This is a genomic window from Rhizobium sullae (assembly GCF_025200715.1).
Classification (GTDB): domain Bacteria; phylum Pseudomonadota; class Alphaproteobacteria; order Rhizobiales; family Rhizobiaceae; genus Rhizobium; species Rhizobium sullae.
Genome location: NZ_CP104144.1, coordinates 142,188 through 159,395, shown reverse-complemented (window position 1 = coordinate 159,395; position 17,208 = coordinate 142,188). Strand labels below are relative to the sequence as shown.

16 protein-coding genes are annotated in these 17,208 nt (G+C 59.3%); 6 read left to right on the top strand and 10 right to left on the bottom strand.

Annotation, left to right across the window (positions count from 1 at the left end):
- Window positions 1-7: 7 nt before the first annotated feature.
- From bglB to N2599_RS21315, 5 genes are read left to right on the top strand one after another with little or no spacing between them, the layout of a single operon-like run.
- Window positions 8-1,102 (top strand): beta-galactosidase BglB, encoded by a 1,095-nt coding sequence (gene bglB, locus N2599_RS21335; protein ID WP_027511433.1) that lies wholly within the window; start codon window positions 8-10, stop codon window positions 1,100-1,102.
- Window positions 1,099-2,463 carry a polygalacturonase PglB gene (gene pglB, locus N2599_RS21330; RefSeq protein ID WP_027511434.1) on the top strand — a complete coding sequence of 455 codons (1,365 nt, stop codon included), beginning with the start codon at window positions 1,099-1,101 and terminating at the stop codon, window positions 2,461-2,463. The genes bglB and pglB overlap by 4 nt, the downstream gene beginning before the upstream one ends.
- The gene (locus tag N2599_RS21325) at window positions 2,451-3,557 is read left to right on the top strand and encodes an ABC transporter ATP-binding protein (RefSeq protein WP_027511435.1); all 1,107 of its coding nucleotides are present in this window, start codon (window positions 2,451-2,453) and stop codon (window positions 3,555-3,557) included. The genes pglB and N2599_RS21325 overlap by 13 nt, the downstream gene beginning before the upstream one ends.
- Window position 3,558: 1 nt before the next feature.
- Entirely contained in the window at window positions 3,559-4,554 is a 996-nt protein-coding gene (locus tag N2599_RS21320; RefSeq protein ID WP_027511436.1) for a carbohydrate ABC transporter permease, read from the top strand.
- 13 nt (window positions 4,555-4,567) lie between these two features.
- Entirely contained in the window at window positions 4,568-5,614 is a 1,047-nt protein-coding gene (locus N2599_RS21315; RefSeq protein ID WP_027511437.1) for a carbohydrate ABC transporter permease, read from the top strand.
- A gap of 6 nt (window positions 5,615-5,620) precedes the next feature.
- Here the strand turns inward: N2599_RS21315 and N2599_RS21310 are convergent, their stop codons facing one another.
- The 10 genes from N2599_RS21310 to N2599_RS21265 all read right to left on the bottom strand — a co-directional run bounded on the left by N2599_RS21310 (window position 5,621) and on the right by N2599_RS21265 (window position 14,955).
- Window positions 5,621-6,658 carry a LacI family DNA-binding transcriptional regulator gene (locus N2599_RS21310; protein ID WP_027511438.1) on the bottom strand — a complete coding sequence of 346 codons (1,038 nt, stop codon included), beginning with the start codon at window positions 6,656-6,658 and terminating at the stop codon, window positions 5,621-5,623.
- 472 nt (window positions 6,659-7,130) lie between these two features.
- Window positions 7,131-7,622 (bottom strand): ion channel, encoded by a 492-nt coding sequence (locus N2599_RS21305; protein ID WP_027511439.1) that lies wholly within the window; start codon window positions 7,620-7,622, stop codon window positions 7,131-7,133.
- 96 nt (window positions 7,623-7,718) lie between these two features.
- A complete protein-coding gene (locus N2599_RS21300) occupies window positions 7,719-8,411 on the bottom strand; it encodes a hypothetical protein (protein WP_027511440.1) in 693 nt (230 codons plus the stop codon).
- Window positions 8,412-8,442: 31 nt separating this feature from the next.
- Entirely contained in the window at window positions 8,443-9,012 is a 570-nt protein-coding gene (locus N2599_RS21295; RefSeq protein ID WP_027511441.1) for an OmpA family protein, read from the bottom strand.
- 27 nt (window positions 9,013-9,039) lie between these two features.
- Window positions 9,040-9,465 carry a cysteine rich repeat-containing protein gene (locus tag N2599_RS21290; RefSeq protein WP_027511442.1) on the bottom strand — a complete coding sequence of 142 codons (426 nt, stop codon included), beginning with the start codon at window positions 9,463-9,465 and terminating at the stop codon, window positions 9,040-9,042.
- Window positions 9,466-9,587: 122 nt separating this feature from the next.
- Entirely contained in the window at window positions 9,588-9,857 is a 270-nt protein-coding gene (locus N2599_RS21285; protein ID WP_027511443.1) for a hypothetical protein, read from the bottom strand.
- A gap of 181 nt (window positions 9,858-10,038) precedes the next feature.
- The gene (locus N2599_RS21280; RefSeq protein ID WP_027511444.1) at window positions 10,039-10,254 is read right to left on the bottom strand and encodes a HupE/UreJ family protein; all 216 of its coding nucleotides are present in this window, start codon (window positions 10,252-10,254) and stop codon (window positions 10,039-10,041) included.
- Between the two features lie 102 nt (window positions 10,255-10,356).
- The gene (locus tag N2599_RS21275) at window positions 10,357-11,784 is read right to left on the bottom strand and encodes a DUF1254 domain-containing protein (RefSeq protein ID WP_100770570.1); all 1,428 of its coding nucleotides are present in this window, start codon (window positions 11,782-11,784) and stop codon (window positions 10,357-10,359) included.
- A gap of 148 nt (window positions 11,785-11,932) precedes the next feature.
- On the bottom strand, window positions 11,933-13,453 hold the full coding sequence (locus tag N2599_RS21270) for a DUF1254 domain-containing protein (RefSeq protein WP_027511446.1): 1,521 nt from the start codon (window positions 13,451-13,453) through the stop codon (window positions 11,933-11,935).
- Window positions 13,454-13,518: 65 nt separating this feature from the next.
- The gene (locus N2599_RS21265) at window positions 13,519-14,955 is read right to left on the bottom strand and encodes a DUF1254 domain-containing protein (protein ID WP_027511447.1); all 1,437 of its coding nucleotides are present in this window, start codon (window positions 14,953-14,955) and stop codon (window positions 13,519-13,521) included.
- A 358-nt stretch (window positions 14,956-15,313) separates the two neighbouring features.
- Here N2599_RS21265 and N2599_RS21260 point away from each other — a divergent pair, with 358 nt between their 5' ends.
- On the top strand, window positions 15,314-17,122 hold the full coding sequence (locus N2599_RS21260) for an adenylate cyclase (protein WP_027511448.1): 1,809 nt from the start codon (window positions 15,314-15,316) through the stop codon (window positions 17,120-17,122).
- Window positions 17,123-17,208 lie beyond the last annotated feature (86 nt).

The following is a 17,208-nucleotide window of genomic DNA, read 5'->3' as shown; positions in this document are numbered from 1 at the left end:
TGCCAGCATGAACCCAACATCTGTCGACAACGCCGTCCTTCTGACGACGATCGATCGCGTCGCGGCGGCTTTCAGCCGTCTCAAGGGCATCAAGGAAGGTCTGGTGACGGCCGGGCCTGCCTTAGGGATCCAGTTCGACGAATGGGATTGGGAGGTCGGCGTCGGTCTTTATGGCTTCTTGAGACGCGCAATCTCCACCAATGATCAAAAAGCGCTTCAGGAGCTTGTGGCCTGGTACAGCGGCCAGATCGAGCGCGGCCTCCCGCCACGCCAGATCAACAGCACGGCTCCGATGCTGCCGCTTGCGATCCTCGTTCAGCATGTCGATCGTCCGGATTTTCGCGCGCTTGTCGAGGACTGGGCCGAATGGCTCGTCAAAGAGCTGCCCAAAACGGAAGACGGTGGTTTTCAGCACGTTGTCAAAGAGCGCCTCAACGAGGGCGAACTTTGGGACGACACGCTGTTCATGGCCTGCCTCTTTCTGGCCCGGGCGGGAGTGCTTTGCGAACGCAGCGAATGGATCGATGAAGCCGTCTATCAGTTCGTGATCCACACGCGCTACCTGTCCGATCCGGTGAGCGGGCTGTGGTATCACGGCTGGACGTTCAATGGGCGGCACAATTTTGCCAATGCCTTCTGGGCTCGCGGCAATGCCTGGATCACGGTGGCCATCCCGGAACTATTCGATCTCGTTCCGACCCTTGGGGAGAAAGACCGCCGTTTTCTTTCAAACGTTCTTGCCAGCCAGGTGCGCTCGCTGAAGGCGTGCCAGAGGCCCGACGGCATGTTCACGACCCTGCTGGACGACCCGTCGTCTCCGTTGGAGACCTCAGCCACCGCCGGAATTGCCTACGGCATCCTCCGCGCCGTGGATGCCGGCATTCTCGACAACAGCGACAGGGCCCACGCAGAGCGTGCGCTTGCGGCGGTGCTCGCGCGCATCGATGAGGAAGGTGTCGTACACGGCGTCTCAGATGGTACGCCGATGGGTCATGATCTTGATTTCTACAGGCGCATACCGAATGTGCCGACGCCCTACGGCCAGGCGCTCACCATGTTGCTCCTGACGGAAGTCCTCCTGGAGCGCGGTCACGAGCAATGAGCCCGACCTCTCCTATCTCGATCGATGCGATCGGCAGCGACGATACAGCTCGATTGCAAGCGGCGATCAACGAGGTATCGGCTTCAGGCGGCGGACGCGTGGTTCTTGAGGCCGGTATCCATGTCTGCCGGGGGCTCCAGCTCAAGTCCGGCGTCGATCTTCACCTGGCCGCCGGCGCGATCCTGCGTCCGGTTCCGGACTATGACGCATATGCGCATACGACCGTTTCGGTCATTGCCGAGAAGTCGAACCGCGGCATGATCGTCGCCAAGAATGCGCGGTGGATCAGCCTGACGGGCTCGGGCCGCATCGAGGCCGGTTGCGACAGCTTCATCGTGGGAGACGACAAAACGGTGGGGACCTTCATCCCAGCCGAATTTCGGCCACGCGTTGTCGTCTTCGAGGCATGTGACGGCGTTGAGATCAGTTCCATCCATATCTCCCGCTCGCCGATGTGGACGCTGCATTTCATCGACTGCACGGATGTTGCGGTCAGGGGCGTGACGATCGAGAACGACCGTCGTCTCCCCAATACGGATGGCATCGTCCTCGATGCGTGCCGCGGCGCCGTCATCGAAGATTGCCTGATATCGACCGCCGACGACGGCATATGCCTGAAGACGAGTATTGGTCCGGCAGGTGCCGCCATAGGGCAGTGCCAAAACATCCTCGTCCGCCGCTGCTCGGTCCAAAGCCTGAGCTGCGCGCTCAAGATCGGCACGGAAACGCATGGCGACGTGACCAATGTCGTGTTCGAGGATTGCAACGTCTCGGCCTCCAACCGTGCGTTGGGCGTCTTCTCGCGCGACGGCGGACGAATATCGAACGTCAGGTTTTCGAGAATTGCAGTAGAGTGCCGGGAGACGCTCGACGGCTTCTGGGGCTCTGGAGAGGCGCTTACGATCAATGCCGTCGACCGTGTGGCGGAGCCGACTGCCGGTGCCATCGAGAATCTGATCGTCGAGGACATAACCGGCGAAATGGAGGGAGCGATCACGTTGATTTCGACGTCTTCCGCCGGCATTCGAAATATCCGGTTGGCGCGCATCAAGCTGGATCAGCAGGCGGGGCAGCTGGGCACCGGGCAATCCTACGACCTGCGCCCGACGAATGCGGATTTGGCGCCGAAGGCCGATGGAGGCGGCCGCGCCAATGCCTGGACCCGCGGTTCGGACGGACAGGTGATCGGACTGCAGCGCTATCCAGGAGGAATGCCAGCCGCATACCTGGCCGGGATTACCGGGATCTTTATGGAAGAGGTGCTGATCAAGAGGCCGGCGCCGTTGCCGCAGGGCTGGAACAAGATAGACGTCGCCTTCGAAACGGCGACACCTGATGGGAGCAGGGCATGGCAGAACTGAAGCTTTCTACTATCAACAAATCGTATGGCGCCGTCAAAGTCCTCCATGATGTCGACCTTGATATCACGGATGGCGAGTTCGTCGTTTTCGTAGGTCCCTCGGGATGCGGGAAGTCGACGTTGCTGCGCATCATTGCGGGACTCGAAGACATAACATCCGGTGCAATCTCGATCGGCGGGCGGGATGTAAGCCAGCTCTCGCCGGCCGAGCGCAAAATCGCAATGGTCTTCCAGTCCTACGCGCTTTATCCGCATATGAGCGTTCGCAAGAACCTCGCTTTCGGCTTGGAGAACCTCAAGTTCAAGCGTAGCGAGATCGAAGCGCGCATTGCCGAAGCGGCCAGAATGCTGGCAATCGAGCCCTATCTGGACCGGCGTCCGAAGCAACTTTCAGGCGGGCAGCGCCAGCGGGTCGCAATCGGCCGGGCGATCGTGCGCGAACCGGATATCTTTCTCTTCGACGAGCCGCTTTCGAACCTCGATGCCGCACTGCGCGTTCAGACGCGAGCCGAAATCACCAAGCTCCATCGCGAGATCAAGACCACGATGGTTTACGTCACGCACGACCAGGTCGAGGCGATGACGATGGCCGACAAGATTGTCGTCTTGCGCAGCGGGCAGGTGGAGCAGGTCGGCGCCCCGCTGGAACTGTTCGATCGGCCGCGAAATCTCTTCGTGGCCGGCTTTCTCGGCTCTCCGCGCATGAACATCATGAAAGGCAAGGTGGCCAGTGTCGGCGAAGACGGCGTCTCCATCGACGTCGGCAACGGCGGCAAGCTCGCCAGTGACGTGGACCCTGCTGGCTTCAACGTCGGGCAGGCCGTGCTGGCCGGTGTCAGGCCCGCGCACTTCGCACGCTCCAGCCAGGCTGGCCTGCCATTCATCGTCCAGTATCACGAGGGTCTTGGAACCGAAACCTACGTCTATGGCCACTTGGAGGGTGAGGACGCGCAGATCATCATTCATGAGGCAGGCCATTTCGCGCCATCCCCAGGTGATCGCATCCTGATCAACTCCACTCCTGAGCGCGTTCATCTGTTCGATCCCGAAAGCGGTCTGGCTTTTGGCCGGCGGCAGGGAAAAGGGGGGCTCTGACATGGCGACGCTCAAGGGAGGCGCATTGCTTTACCAGGCGGGCGAAACAATCATGAGGGTGGTCGAGGCCCCCGTGAATGCAATGGAGCGAGTGCTTGGCCGCAAACGCATGCCATGGCTGTTTCTGACGCCGAACCTGGTTCTGTTCGGCATATTCACATTCCTTCCCATCGCGATTGCAGTCGGCTACGCCTTTACCGGCGGGACGAATCTTTTCGTATCGGACCGGCCGTTCGTCGGATTCGACAATTTCCGCACCCTGCTTGCCTGCGACGATTATCTGAGGCCCGGAACGTGCCGGGAATCGTTGTTCTGGACGGCTGTGTGGAATACCCTTTGGTTCGTGGCATTCAACGTCGTTGCCACATTGCTCGTGGCACTCATCACCGCACTGATACTCAATCGAGCGATTGCCGCGCGAGGCTTCTTCAGGGCAATCTTTTTCTATCCGGTATTGCTGTCTCCGGTCGTCATCGGCCTGATCTGGAAATGGTTCCTCGATCGAAACGGCCTGCTAAACGCCTTCCTGCAGATGCTCGGCGTGCCGCCGGAAATCTTTCTTCTGGATGTCGGCTGGTCGCGCTTCTTCGTCGTGGTTGTCTCCGTCTGGTTTCACATGGGCTTTTATACGCTCATCCTCCTGGCCGGCCTTCAGGCTATCCCGAAGGAGCTTTATGAAGCAGCCTCAATCGACGCGGCCTCGCCTCGGCGCACGCTTTTCAGGATCACGCTGCCGCTCCTCGGGCCGAACCTGCTGGTCGTTCTGATCCTTCTGATGATCAGGTCCGTCCAGATTTTCGACGAAGCCTGGGTTCTGACGAACGGCGGCGGCCCGGGCACAGCCAACAGCTTTATCGTCCAATACATCTACCAGATGGCCTTCGGCAGCGATCTTCGCCTCTTCGGCCTTGCATCCGCAGCATCCGTTCTGATGGGTGCCGTGCTCCTGGTGCTGACCCTCATACAGCTGCGCCTTGGCCGGCGGATGGAGTCATAAAATGAACAGCCTAATGAATCCGATCCGATTTCTGACGCGCACGCGACGGACCGAACGCGTCGATGTAACCGACATATTGTCATGGGTCTGGTTGTTTGCCGGCACCCTTGCGGTGCTCGTTCCTGTTGTCTGGGCGGGCCTTTCCTCGCTAAAGCCGGCCGCCGAAATCACCCGGTTTCCGCCGACGCTGCTACCCCGCGCTGCCGTCGAGCAGACGGTGTCCGGTTTCGACAAGCCGCTCAGCCTCTGGCAAGTCACCATTGACGGCGAGAAGCGCGAAATGGCCATGGTTCGCCGTATCGGCCTCAAAGCCCAGATGGTTGACCCTGCAAATCCGGGAAAGCCCGTGGGCGTCGACGTGAAGAGCATAACGCCCGTGCAGCGGTTGACCGTGGCCACGCAAAATTACGCCGATCCGTTGACGCGTTTCAACTTCCTGACCTTCCTCAAGAACTCGGTGTTTGTCACGTTCGTCGCAACGGTTCTGACGCTGCTGGTAAATGCCCTGGCAGCTTTTGCGCTGTCGAAATACCGGTTTCGCGGCGACACGACGGTTTTCGTGATCATCATTTCAACCCTGATGATCCCGCTCGCCGTCGTCATGGTCCCGGCATATCTTGTCATCGTAGGAGTTGGCCTTGCCGATAACCTCTGGGGGGTCATCCTGCCGACGATCGCCTCCCCGACAGCCGTGTTCCTGTTGCGGCAATATATGCTGACGATACCGGATGAGCTCATCGAGGCTGCACGCGTTGATGCTGCAAGCGAATTTTGCATCTTCTGGCGCATCATCCTGCCGCTGACGGCGCCTGCTTTGGCGGTGCTGGCGATCTTCTCCGTCCTTTGGCGCTGGAATGATTTCCTCTGGCCGCTTATCGTCCTCAACAGCCGCGAGAACTTCACACTGCAGGTCGGCCTGAATGCATTCCAGGGAGAGTTCTCGGTGCAGTGGCACTACATCCTGGCGATGACGTTTCTCAGCCTGCTGCCTGTCACGATCGTGTTCGTGTTTCTGCAGAGATACATCACCACAGGCATCGCCGGAACAGGGATGAAGTGATCTGGGTCAGCGCGGCGGCGCAACGCTGCCGCGCAAAACGAGATGGCATCCGAGTTCCAGGCGATGTGCCGGCCGCTGCGGATCGTTGGCAATCAGCCGCTGTTCGATGAGGGACAAGGCAGCAGCGCCGAGTCTGTCGGCCGGAACGCTGACCGTCGACAGCGGCGGACGGCTGAACTCGCCGCGCACGATGTCATCGAATCCCAGCACCGAAATCGCCTCCGGCACGCGAATGTCGCGATCGGCCAACGCCTTCAGGCACCCGAGCGCCAAGTTGTCGGCGGCGCAGAATATGGCGGTCGCCCCTCGCATTAAAGGATCCCGATCAAGCAGTGCATTGATGGCAGCCTCGCCATGCCTGGGCTCATATCCTTCAGCTTCCACGATCATGTCGTCCAGAACAGGAAGCTGCGCGGCAAGAAACGCATCGGAAAAGCCGTCATATCGGCGCTGGATCGTCGTTCGGCCCTTCCAGGTGAGGTGCAGGATGCGGCGATGTCCGAGCGCGAGCAAATGTTCGATGCCCAAGCGCGCACCGAAGCGATTTTCGGGCGTGACCGTATCGACTAGCATGGCCGGATCCTCACCGTTTATAACGACGACAGGCATGCCGGCAGAGGCAACGCTTCGGATGAGTTCCGCGTGATCGTCGTTCAAGATCACAATACCGTCGGCACGCTCCGAAAGCGCAATCTGTCTTACCTGCGCTCCATCAATTCTCCGGCCGGTGCTGACGAAGGGCACTATCCTGATCCCGCGCCGCTCGCACTCTCTTCGAAGACCGTTGAGGATCGTCCAGCTCACCAGGTTGAGGTCACTTTGCGGAGCGGCATCGTCAGGAATCGCCAGAAGCAAAACGCGCAACGCCGCAATCGTCGCCTTTTCCCTCCTGCGCTCAAGATAGCCTAGCCGCTTCGCCGAGTTCAGAACCCTCTCGCGCACTTCGATCGTCAGAGGCGCGGTTCCGTTCAGGGCGTGCGAGGCTGTGCTCAGGGACACATCCGCATCGCGCGCGACATCTTTGAGATTGACTTTGCGTTCCACTTTTCCGTCACGAATTCCAGTCGCGCCTTCGAATGCATATAAGCTAACTCGATGTTTTCACATAAAAACTTTAAAAATGCTACGTGTGTCATGCCAGTTTTCATCGCTCTCTTCGACAATGAAGGCGGCAAGGTGGCCGGCAGGCCCCATTCGGTTGGCGTTTTTCACTGGCGACATGCCGCCTGAAGCGTGTGGATTTCCGATAGCGTCTTCTCAGCCATGACAATCAGCGGCATTCACACGACGCCGATCCTTGACCACATGCAGAACGCACACTTCAAGCCGAAGCGAAAAGCTCCGATTCGTAGTAGCTGGCCGGTGGCAGCGGGTCCTTCACCGTGCCGAACTCCTTGAACATGTTGTTAAAATCGGTCAGTCACTTGTCGACGGTGCCGTCTTCATCGGCCCCGTCTCACGAGGCGGCTGCAGCCAATCGAATCTCCAGGCGTCGTCTTCGAGAAGGCAGTCATCCTCATGACTCCGCCTTCCCCTCCTCCCTTTGCTCCCGTTTCGCCTGCAGTCTGTCGAACTTGCCGAAGTCGGTCATAATGCTGACCAGGACGCTGCCGGTCCAGCCGAAGGTGAACAGCCCCGACATCCCAATGATTGGCCCGAGCAGCCGCCAGCGATCGGGCAAACTGACATTGCCCTCCCCGAGCGTCGTGTAGCTTTCCAGCACATAGTAGTAGCTGTCGCGCATCGAGGGGATGATTGCCCTAGCATAGAGAGGCACCGCCCAGATCAGCGTCTCTGTGAAATGCAGAATCGCCAGCGCAGCGATCGTCACGGCCAGCATCAGGTTCAGACGCCAGTGCGGCGTGGCATTCGTGACGCTTGCCCATGACTTGCTGAACCGAAGGCTGATGCTCCGGATACCAACGCCGTGCACGAAGATTACCATAACCAGAAACACAGTGCCGACGAGTATTTCCAGAACTGGATCAGGATTCGATGGATGGTCCAATTGCTACGTCCTCGGTCTTGCAACCACCGCTGGAAGGCCTGTAACAAGCCTTCCAGCGGGCCGAAACCAGCACGGGCATGTTGCTATACCCTAGTGCTAGTAGCAGGGTGGATACGGGTAATATCCGCAAGCCGGAGGCGGATAATAGCGACGATCCTCGGCGACTGCGGCACCGATTGCCGCCCCCGCAACGACGCCCGCTCCGTAATATGCGCCAGGATGGGCATACCATCCGCCACGCCAGACGGGGGCGCGAAAGCCAGCGCCCCCGACGGCGACGCCCCCGTAAGGACCACGTGCCGCAAACCAGTCGATGAACAGTGATGCGGGGCCGTCGGCTCCGGCGAGATCACCTTCGAGCACAGCCACGTCGAAGGTGAGATTTGTTCCCTCGAGCTTCGGCGTCTTCAAGACGACTACGGCATCAGCGACGGAATCTCCCTTGCCGCTCAGGACCGATATCGTCGCATTCGGAGGATCCTTGGCGAAGCTGTCTGCCCCCTCGCCCCACTGCTTGATGAACTCGGAGGTCAGCACATGACCTGCAGAGCGCACCGGGCGGTCGGCAAACACGATAGACACCGCCGAGATGCCGCTCATCGTCAGCTTTCCGTTCTCAAGCTTTGCGCCTCCGGAATTGAGGACGGCCAGCGACGGCACCATTTTTGACTTGGTTGCGCCGATGGACTTCTGAGCAGGTGCCGAGATGGCGTCCTGCGCGAGAACCGGCGTTGAAGATAGAAGGCCTGCTGCGATTGCTATCATGCACATATCGGAGATTCTAAGCATCTGCTTTCTCCCGTTTTTCCACTGAGTGGCGTTATTTCAACAGTCCCAGATTGATCAGTTGAACACGTCGGTTGTCTGCCGACTCCGGATGACCTGGATCGATCGGCCATTCCTCGCCGGCTCCGACCGAGAACAGGCGATCAGGCGAAACCGCAAAGGTGGTCGACAGCGCTTCGTTGATCGCGTCGGCGCGTTTCTGGCTGAGTTCGAGATTGTGCTTGGCCGTTCCCGTCGCGCTCGAGTGCCCGACAATCAGGAACTTGTACCGGAACAGGTTCGGATGGTGCAGCGCGTCCGCGATGAGCCCGACGGTGCGGTAGGATTTCGGCGCGATGGCAGTCGAGTTGTTCTCGAAATCGATCTCGACGATCAACTGCGAGAGCTCTGACAACTTGCTCCAGTTGGGCAGCGCCGCGACACCCTTTCCGACATTGGCGTTGGCTTCCTCCACGAGCAGAGCGACATCGACGGCGGGTGCTGCCGCCTTGACCTGTCCGAGAGTGGTCATGATCTGAGTGTTGTCGAGCTGCTGGGCTGAAGCGATGCACGGAGCCAGTAGCAGGCCGAGTGCCAGTGAAATTCGAAGGCCATGAATGATCATCTTGTTCTCCCTCTTTCCGGTCGTGGTTCACCGCCATCCAGCGTCGGTGATTGCCTGGTTGCAAGCCTTGTTGTCCACGCGCGTTGTCTCGACGAGGCAGGAGAGGATGTTCCCGTCGCCCTTCACGCTGTTGCAGTATTGGGAGATGTCATGCTGGCAGACCTTGAACACCGACGCCTGCGCTTGCTGGCGCTGGGCGACCGATGTCATGACGCTTCCAAGCGTCGATGTGCAGGTCGGGGAGACCTTTGACGCGTTCTTCTCGAGGCAGGCCTGGATGCGACCGTTTCCGAGGTTCTCTCCGTTGCAGAACTTCTTGATGTCGGCGCCGCACTCTTTGGCAAGCGTTGTTACCGCATCGGCGTAGCTGATCGTGTCGGCCCGACCGACAGCGGTTAGGGCGAGGAAGGCTGCGAGCGCCGTCCCTGCGAAGATGCCAACTCTGTCTATCATTGCTGTTCCTATCCTGGAGCGATTGATATGAAGCGGTCATTTCCCGTCGATATGCGTGGCGTGTATCGAGTAGAGATGGAAGTAAGTTACAGTTACGAACACCCGCAACACTGGTGGTATCGTCATCGTCGTGGCCGTATGAACGGCACGACCGCGGCTCTGTCGAGGGCCTGCTCGATTTCAATCCGGAGGCTGTCTACGAGTTCCTGATACTCGGCAATGCGCTCGTCATGTTCTGGAGCGGATGACCGCTCCCATTGCAGTTTCTCATCGTTTGCACTGGCGAAGTCGTCACAGAGGTCGCGAAACCCCTCGCTGCGCAAAGCGAGCTCCTCGATAACATTGGCGCGTCGCGTGAAGCACCTCTTTACGAATCCAACGCCGTTCCCCATCCGGTTTCATCCATTCGCATGTATCGCCTGACAGCAGGCGAGCCCAGGACATGATGATACAAATCTCTCCTTTCGGAGCGTATGCCCCTTACAGTAACCAACGGTCCCGTGGCCGACACACCCGCTTCGAACGACGCCACGCGCTCAACGAACCAGAACGCCGCCATCGCGTAGGTCGCCCTCATGAAGGATGACGACCAAACCAGGCCGGATATCTCACCAGCCTCACAAGTGCGATCAGGCCGATCACCGTGGTCATGAACATCAACTGGCCGATCTCGACGCCGACATTGAAGAACAGCAGGGCGAGTGGAATGTCTCCGGCAGGAAGTGCCAGCTCCGAAAGCACACCCGCGAAGCCCAGTCCATGCAGCAGTCCGAACGCGAAGGCGACCATCCAAGGGCACGGGCAGTGATGCCGGGCTGACCGATCGAGATGATCTCGCAGGCGAGCAGCAGAATGCTGAAGGCGATTGCGACTTCGATGGGCGTCCGGGCATCATTGAGCTACCAGAGCCGGAACTGCGCTTGACTTGGTCACCGCCGGCGGATTCCATTTGCCGGTCAGCGCGTCCGACGCGGGAGCGTAGAGCCGCATCGTCAGATTGTACGACCCTGTGGGAGCCGGCAGCCAGTTCCATTCCTTGTCCTTGCCGGGGCTTTCGGTCTGGAAATAAAGATCGAGAGAGCCGTCGGCATTGTACTGGAACGGCATCCAACTGCTGACCGCGAACCGGTTGATCGAATTGGCGACCTGGAATCCCTTGTTGTCGTAGAGCGTTATCGACCAGAAGGCCTTCGCCGGCGGAATCTCGCTCTTGTCAAAATGGATAGTATAGTTGTTCTTGCCGTCGAGCGGCTGCCCGGTCTCGTCGGCGAGATTGAGCGGATAGATGGCATCCTCGGGCAAGTTGGCGCCAAGGCCCAGTTGCGAGACCATCGCGCGTTTCAGGTAATAGTTGCCATAGACACCCATCGTGTCGGTGTTCATCGACCAGCCATTTTCCACCCGGGCAACGGTCTTCACTTTCCACGCCATGAGTGCCTGGGCGTCCCGTGGAACGGTCGAGAGCGCCTTCTGGACGACTGGGTCGGCCTTGGAGAGATTGAAGCTCTTTCCCGGCTCGATGCCTATCCGCTTCATCCGGGCCAAGATCGGCTCGTCGGTGACGTGCGGCGGGATCCGCCTCAAAAGCTCAGCAGCGTAGGCGAAGTAACGGTCTGCCGGCATGGTATCGACCTGGACCTTCGGCGGCGTCTTCATGTCAATCGACGGGTCGATCTCCACCTCGATCGGCTTCGGTTCCTTGCCCCATTCCGAGAGCAAGGTGATCTTGTAGCCGTCCTGGATCTTGTGCACGGCGTCATAGTCCGGCGGTCCGTCCGTCTTCGTCCGCCCGATGACCCAGACATAGGGCGTCGGCGCATCGATCCTCTGGGTCCCTTCCGGCAGCTTGAACTCGTCGAACTCGTCGCGCAGATCGGGCCGCCAGCCAGGCGGTGCGACCAGGAAGTGGCCCGCCTCCGTTCCAGTTGTGCGCCAGCCTGGCGACGCAAACACATCCGTCCACATGTCTAGCATCGGCAGTAAGTAATAGCGTCCGCCGGTATCCGGAGCCGAGACCACCACCGGCTCCTTGGTCAGGTCGAGCCAGCCGCTCGAGTACAGGGTGTCGAAATTCGGACGGACCACCACCTTCAGGTCCGCCGGGGGAAACTCGAGGATGTTGTTAAATCGATTAGGCGGACCCCCGATCGCACCTTCTTTGGCTTCGGCGTTGGTCAGCTGCTTCCGGGTGATGTCCATCGACAGCAGAGGGTAGAAATACACATAGGCGTCCACGCCGATCACGTGGGCTTCTTCCTCCGTGATTGCGTCGGCTGAACTCGCCACGGTGACTGGAAAAGCCGTTATGGCCACCGTCATTGCGAGGAGGATTCCATTGAGCGTGCTGGCCTTCATCGGGGTATCCTTTCGTTCCTCGAAAAATTTCGCGCACTGATGTTCGTCATACAGCCGTCCGAAGTGGCGGGCCTCCGTGAGGCCATCAACATGGCCCACGGGCAGGGTTCCGTCACTGCAGCAGTTCGATCTCGCCCGGCTTCCAGCTCTTGTCGAACCATGACTCCAGCGGGCCGTAGAGGCGAAGAAGGACGTTCCAGCCCTTGCCGGGCACCGTCTGGACCCAGTTGGCCTCATGGCCTTCCGGCGCTGTCGGACCGAACCAGACATCGACCGAGGAGTCCGCGTTGATAACAATGTCTTTCTTATCGCTGCCGATGCTGGGGAATTGCTGGTCCGTCTGCAGCATCGAACGCGTCTGATTGTCATACACGACGAAAGACCAGAATTCCTTTGCCGGAATGTTTGGCGGCAGGTGCACCTTATAGGTTTTGCTGCCATCGAACGGCTTGCCGTCCTTGTCGGTCGTGGCACCGGCGTATTGCGAACCGATGCCTACGCGCTTTATCGCCATGGCCGGCGTGATACCCGTCGCATAGTAGTGGAACAGGACACGGGCATCGAGATAGCGAACGCCGGGCTGCAGAAGAAACTCGTAGCTGCCGCCGACGAAGCCGGTGAACCAGGCACTGCCCGGATAGTAATAGGCGTCCTTCATGCGTGCCTTGAAGGTGATGGTACGCGCCGTCGCGTTGCCGACGGCCACGGCTTCCGTGAGGATCTTCTTCATTCGCCCGTCGGGTGCGAAGGGTTTGCCCTTTTCGATGCCGATGGCAGCGAGCTGTCCCAGCACTTCCGGGTGATAGGCCTCGTTCGGCTCGTATTGGACGATGTCGTTCACTTCCTCGTAGAAATGAAAGTCATTGGCATGGATGGTGTTGTACTCCTTGCCCGAGGTATTGATGATCTTCATCGGCGGCGGGTTGCCGGCTTCCGAAAGAGAATAGACCTTGGCGAACTTCCTGGTGTTTTCGATCGCCGTTGCGGTGCTACCGTTTTCGAGGAAACCGCGCCAGAAGAACAGGTTTCCGTAGGTCGACGTCCGCAACACGAAATAACCTTCGGGAACCTCGCCCTCGTAGCCTGGGGGCAAGAGCAGGTATTTTCCACCCTTGCCCTTGTCTGGACCGGCATTGCCGACATCGCCGACATATTCGAACCAGTGGTTGTCGATCATTCCCAGGATGTTGGGTGGCGTCTCGATGACCAGCGGACCGGCCTTGGTGTCGAGCCACATGAGATTGTAGATGCTTTCCGTGTTGCCGGTCAGGAACAACGAACGCGAGTCCATGAGATTTTCGAAGATCAGGATGGTCTGATTGTTGTCCGCGCCCTGGCCGGCCAGTCCAACCCGCAGGGCTTCGACCGAAGCACCGGGCATGGCGTTAAGAAAAGCATCGACGCCGCGCATGAAATCGAGATTGTCGTAGATCTTCTCCGAAGTGGCGTCGTCCGGGAAACCATCGAAAAAGTTCAGTTTGCCAAGTCTGGTGTCTAAACTCTCTGGCGTGATGATCGAATCCGGTATCGGCGTCGTCATTTTCATCTTCGGCGCCGTCTCGGCCGAAGCCGTGCCCAGGCCTATCAGCACCACCGCGGCGGTGGCGCAAATCAGTCTCGTCGTGCGTATCACTGTTTTCTCCTCATCGGCATCCGACGCCACGCGTCAGCCTGGTCGAGATAATTCATGGTGTGGATTTAATATTGCGCCACATTGATACCGGGCGGCTGCCAAGTGCCTTCGCCGGCCGGCAGGATGGAAGGCGCATCTGTTTTCGGCCAGTACAAGCGCATCACGAGATAGATCGTGTCATTGGGCGCAGGCAGCCAGTTTGCCTCCTTGTCCGCGCCGGGGCTGTCTTTCTGGATATAGAGCGTGAGCGAACCGTCCTCGTTCTTCTTCATCCCCGGCAACATCGGCGAGTTGATGAGGTAGCGGTCGATCGGGTTCTTGATCAGGAGCTGGCTCTTGCCGTCGTACATTGTCACCGACCAGAAGGAGTTCACCGGCGGGAGTTGCCCGGCGGGAAAGGTGATGGCGTAGTTGTGCTTGCTGGCGTCGAGTGTTTCGCCTGCCGCATCCGTACGGGTAAAGGGATACATGGCTTCCACGGCATCGTTTCCGTAGAGACCCGCCTTGGCAGCGGCGGCACGCTTTAGCCAATCTCCCTTGTAAAAGGTGCGGTCGCCAAAGAACGAACCGATGCTCCAACCGTTGATCGTTTTGTTTCCGCTGGCCGCAAACTTTGCGACCTTTTCATCGCCATCCTTCATCCCAAGCCCGATTTCCAGCTTGTGAGCGATCGGAAGCTCCTTGAAATCAAACGATCTACCCGGACCCACACCGATACGTGCGAGCTTGGCACGAATGGCCTTGTCCTCTTCCGTGGGCGGCACGAACTCGAGGGCGGCATCGAGATAATCGAAGAAGTTTTCCTTGATGCCCTGCGTCGTGGCCGGCAGGAAATCGATCGTCGGGGCGGCTGGGGGTGCGGGTTGCTTGAGGAAGGCCGACAGCGGCCGCACGTCGTAGCCGGCCTGCACCTTCTCCACGTTCGGCATATCTTCGACGTTGATAAGCTGGGTCCGGAAGTTGGCGAACACGAACGGGGTGGTCGAGGAAAAGATCTGCTTGATGCCGGTGGGCTTTTCGCCCTTCCAGTCGGGTCCGACAACGAGATAGGAGCCCGCATCGTTGCCCGTAGCGCGGCTACCCATGTAGCCAAAGTTGTAGGTGTTGCCGTCAATCAATTGCACCGAACAATAGCGCTCCTTCTCCACCGCCGGCACGGAGATCACCATCGGCTCGGCACGCAGATCCAGCCACAGTATGGAGTATGGCGTGTCGCTGTTCGGCGTGACGACTGCTGTGTCTTCGTAGGTCGCCACGTGGTTGAGGTTGTCGATCTTGTTGAACGGCGCCTTGAACTGGCTGGACTTCGGGTCGACGGCGAACTCGTGCATGACCGCATAATTCATTACGAGCGGCAGGCCGTAGACGAAACCTTCCTCGGCGATGTTCTTGGCCTCGATGATGCCGGGGTAGCTCTGCGCCATCAGCAGGCTTGGCCTTGAAATCGCGGCGCCGGCGGCGATCGCCGCGGTGGAGCGAAGTAGATCTCGCTTCGTCAACATTTGCCGTACTCCTATTGTTCGATGAGTTATCGAATCCCGTTCGGCAGCACTTCCCGCCCTATCCAGCCAATAGACACGGGGTTTGCCTTCGACCGCGATCGTGGCCGGGCACTGTAAAAGCGCAAGTATGTAACGGTAACATACGAGTATCGCGCCGCGCGCTTCGGACATATGGTGCGGCTGATCGGGGCAATACTCCAGATAGAGCAACGGCCTGAATTCGCCGTGCAGGAACTGCGCCCGACGCAATCTTATCGTCGTGGACGACAATCCGTTTCTAGTGTAGGTTACATTCCATAGGGGTAATAAAATCCTTTTCTTGCATACGCGTCCCTCAAGAGCGGGTGAGGAGCAGGCCGTGCAGAACCAATTGCCAGCGGAGCACGATGTTGCGCCGTGCTTGTCGTGCGCTCCACCGAACCACGACGATATTCGAGCTCAGCTCGAGCGCATCTTTTCCAGTTGCGAATTTCCGAAGGTGGGCCGAAGCGCCGCCTTCCTCACCTATGTCACGGAGGAGGCGCTTGCGGGCCGCGCCGAGCGCATCAAGGGCTATTCGATTGCCATCGAAGTGTTCAAGCGGCGCGAAGGGTTCAAGCAGGACGATCCCGTAGTCCGTATAGAGGCTGGTCGGCTGCGGCGCACGTTAGAGCGCTACTACTTGGTCGCCGGACAAAATGATCCGATCAGAATCGACATCCCCAAAGGCGGCTACGCGCCATCTTTCGTCTGGAATAAAGAGGTCCCGGCGTCGTCTGATGAACGGCTTCCGACACTGCGTCAACGATTACAGAAATTGATGCCATTCGGTCTTGGAGCTGCCATCATGCTCGGCGTGGTCATGGTGGCGCTGGCCGTTTCTGCCTACTTGCTACCCACAAGGTTGGGCTCTACATCGCAGGGATCCATCAAGGAAGGTCCGACGCTCGTCGTCGCCCCGTTCGCCAATCTCGGAGACGGGCCGCAGGCAGGCCTTTACACCGCGGGCCTGACCGAGGAGCTTCTGACCGCCCTTCCTCGCTTCAAGGAAATCAGGGTTTTCGGTCGCGAGACATCGAAGTCCTTGCCGTCCGGCGTCGAGGCGTCCCAGGTGCGTGGCGAGCTGGGCGCTCGCTTCCTCCTTGCGGGCGGCGTTCGTGTTTCGGGTGACCGCATTCGCGTGACGGCGCGCCTGCTTGATACCGACAATGACGAAATCCTGTGGTCGCAGACCTACGACGACGACATTAAGAGTGGTGATCTGTTCAGCATTCAGTCTGACGTCGCTAACAAGGTGGCGACCGCAGTGGCCCAGCCCTACGGCATCATGGCTCAGGCGGACGTCTCCAATCAGGCCCCTGACGATCTCGGCGTCTATGGCTGCACGCTGAGCTTCTATGGATACCGTGCGGAATTGAGCGCCACGCGGCACTTAGACGTGCGGGAGTGCCTCGAAAGAGCCGTCGCCCGTTATCCATCCTTTGCAACCGCATGGGCAATGCTCTCCATAATTTATCTCGACGAGGACCGGTTCCGGTTTAATCGGAACACTAGCGGGTCGCCTCCGATTAATCGCAGCTTGCAGGCGGCCCGTCGCGCCGTGCAACTGGATCCGGACAACACGCGCGCTCATCAGGCGCTGATGACGGCGTTATTCTTCCATCAGGAGGTTTCCGAAGCCCTCCGCGTTGGCGAACAGGCGTTGGCGACCAACCCAAACGATACCGAACTACTCGGGGAGTTTGGTACGCGTGTCGCGATGAGTGGAGAATGGCAACGTGGTGCTGAACTGCTCGACCGCGCTCTTGCCCTCAACCCAGGCGGCGCCGGCTACTACCATGGCACCCGAGCGCTCGCCGCCTACATGCTGCATGACAACAAGACCGCCGTCATCGAGATCAAGCAGGCGGATCTCCAGAAGTTTCCGCTCTTCCATGCCGTCGCCGCGGTGATCTACGTGAATGCGGGGATGATGGACGACGCCCGCCGCGAGGCTTTCAGTTTCAACGAGATGCGGCCGGATTTCATTCCCAACGTGGTGGCCGAACTCAAGGCGAGAAACTTCCGACCCGCCGACAGGGCAAGACTGATCGCGGACATCAGAAAGGCTGGCCTTCCCGCGTCCGACGAGGTGCAGGCGTCGATGCTGTGGCGGCCTCAAGGATCGGCTGTACTTGTGCCACGGTAGCGCCGTGGGACGGCAGTGCACCGAGCCGTTTCGGTACAGATGCTACTAGATGTTACGGGCGTTTGCCGTCGCCCGACTGTAGAGTT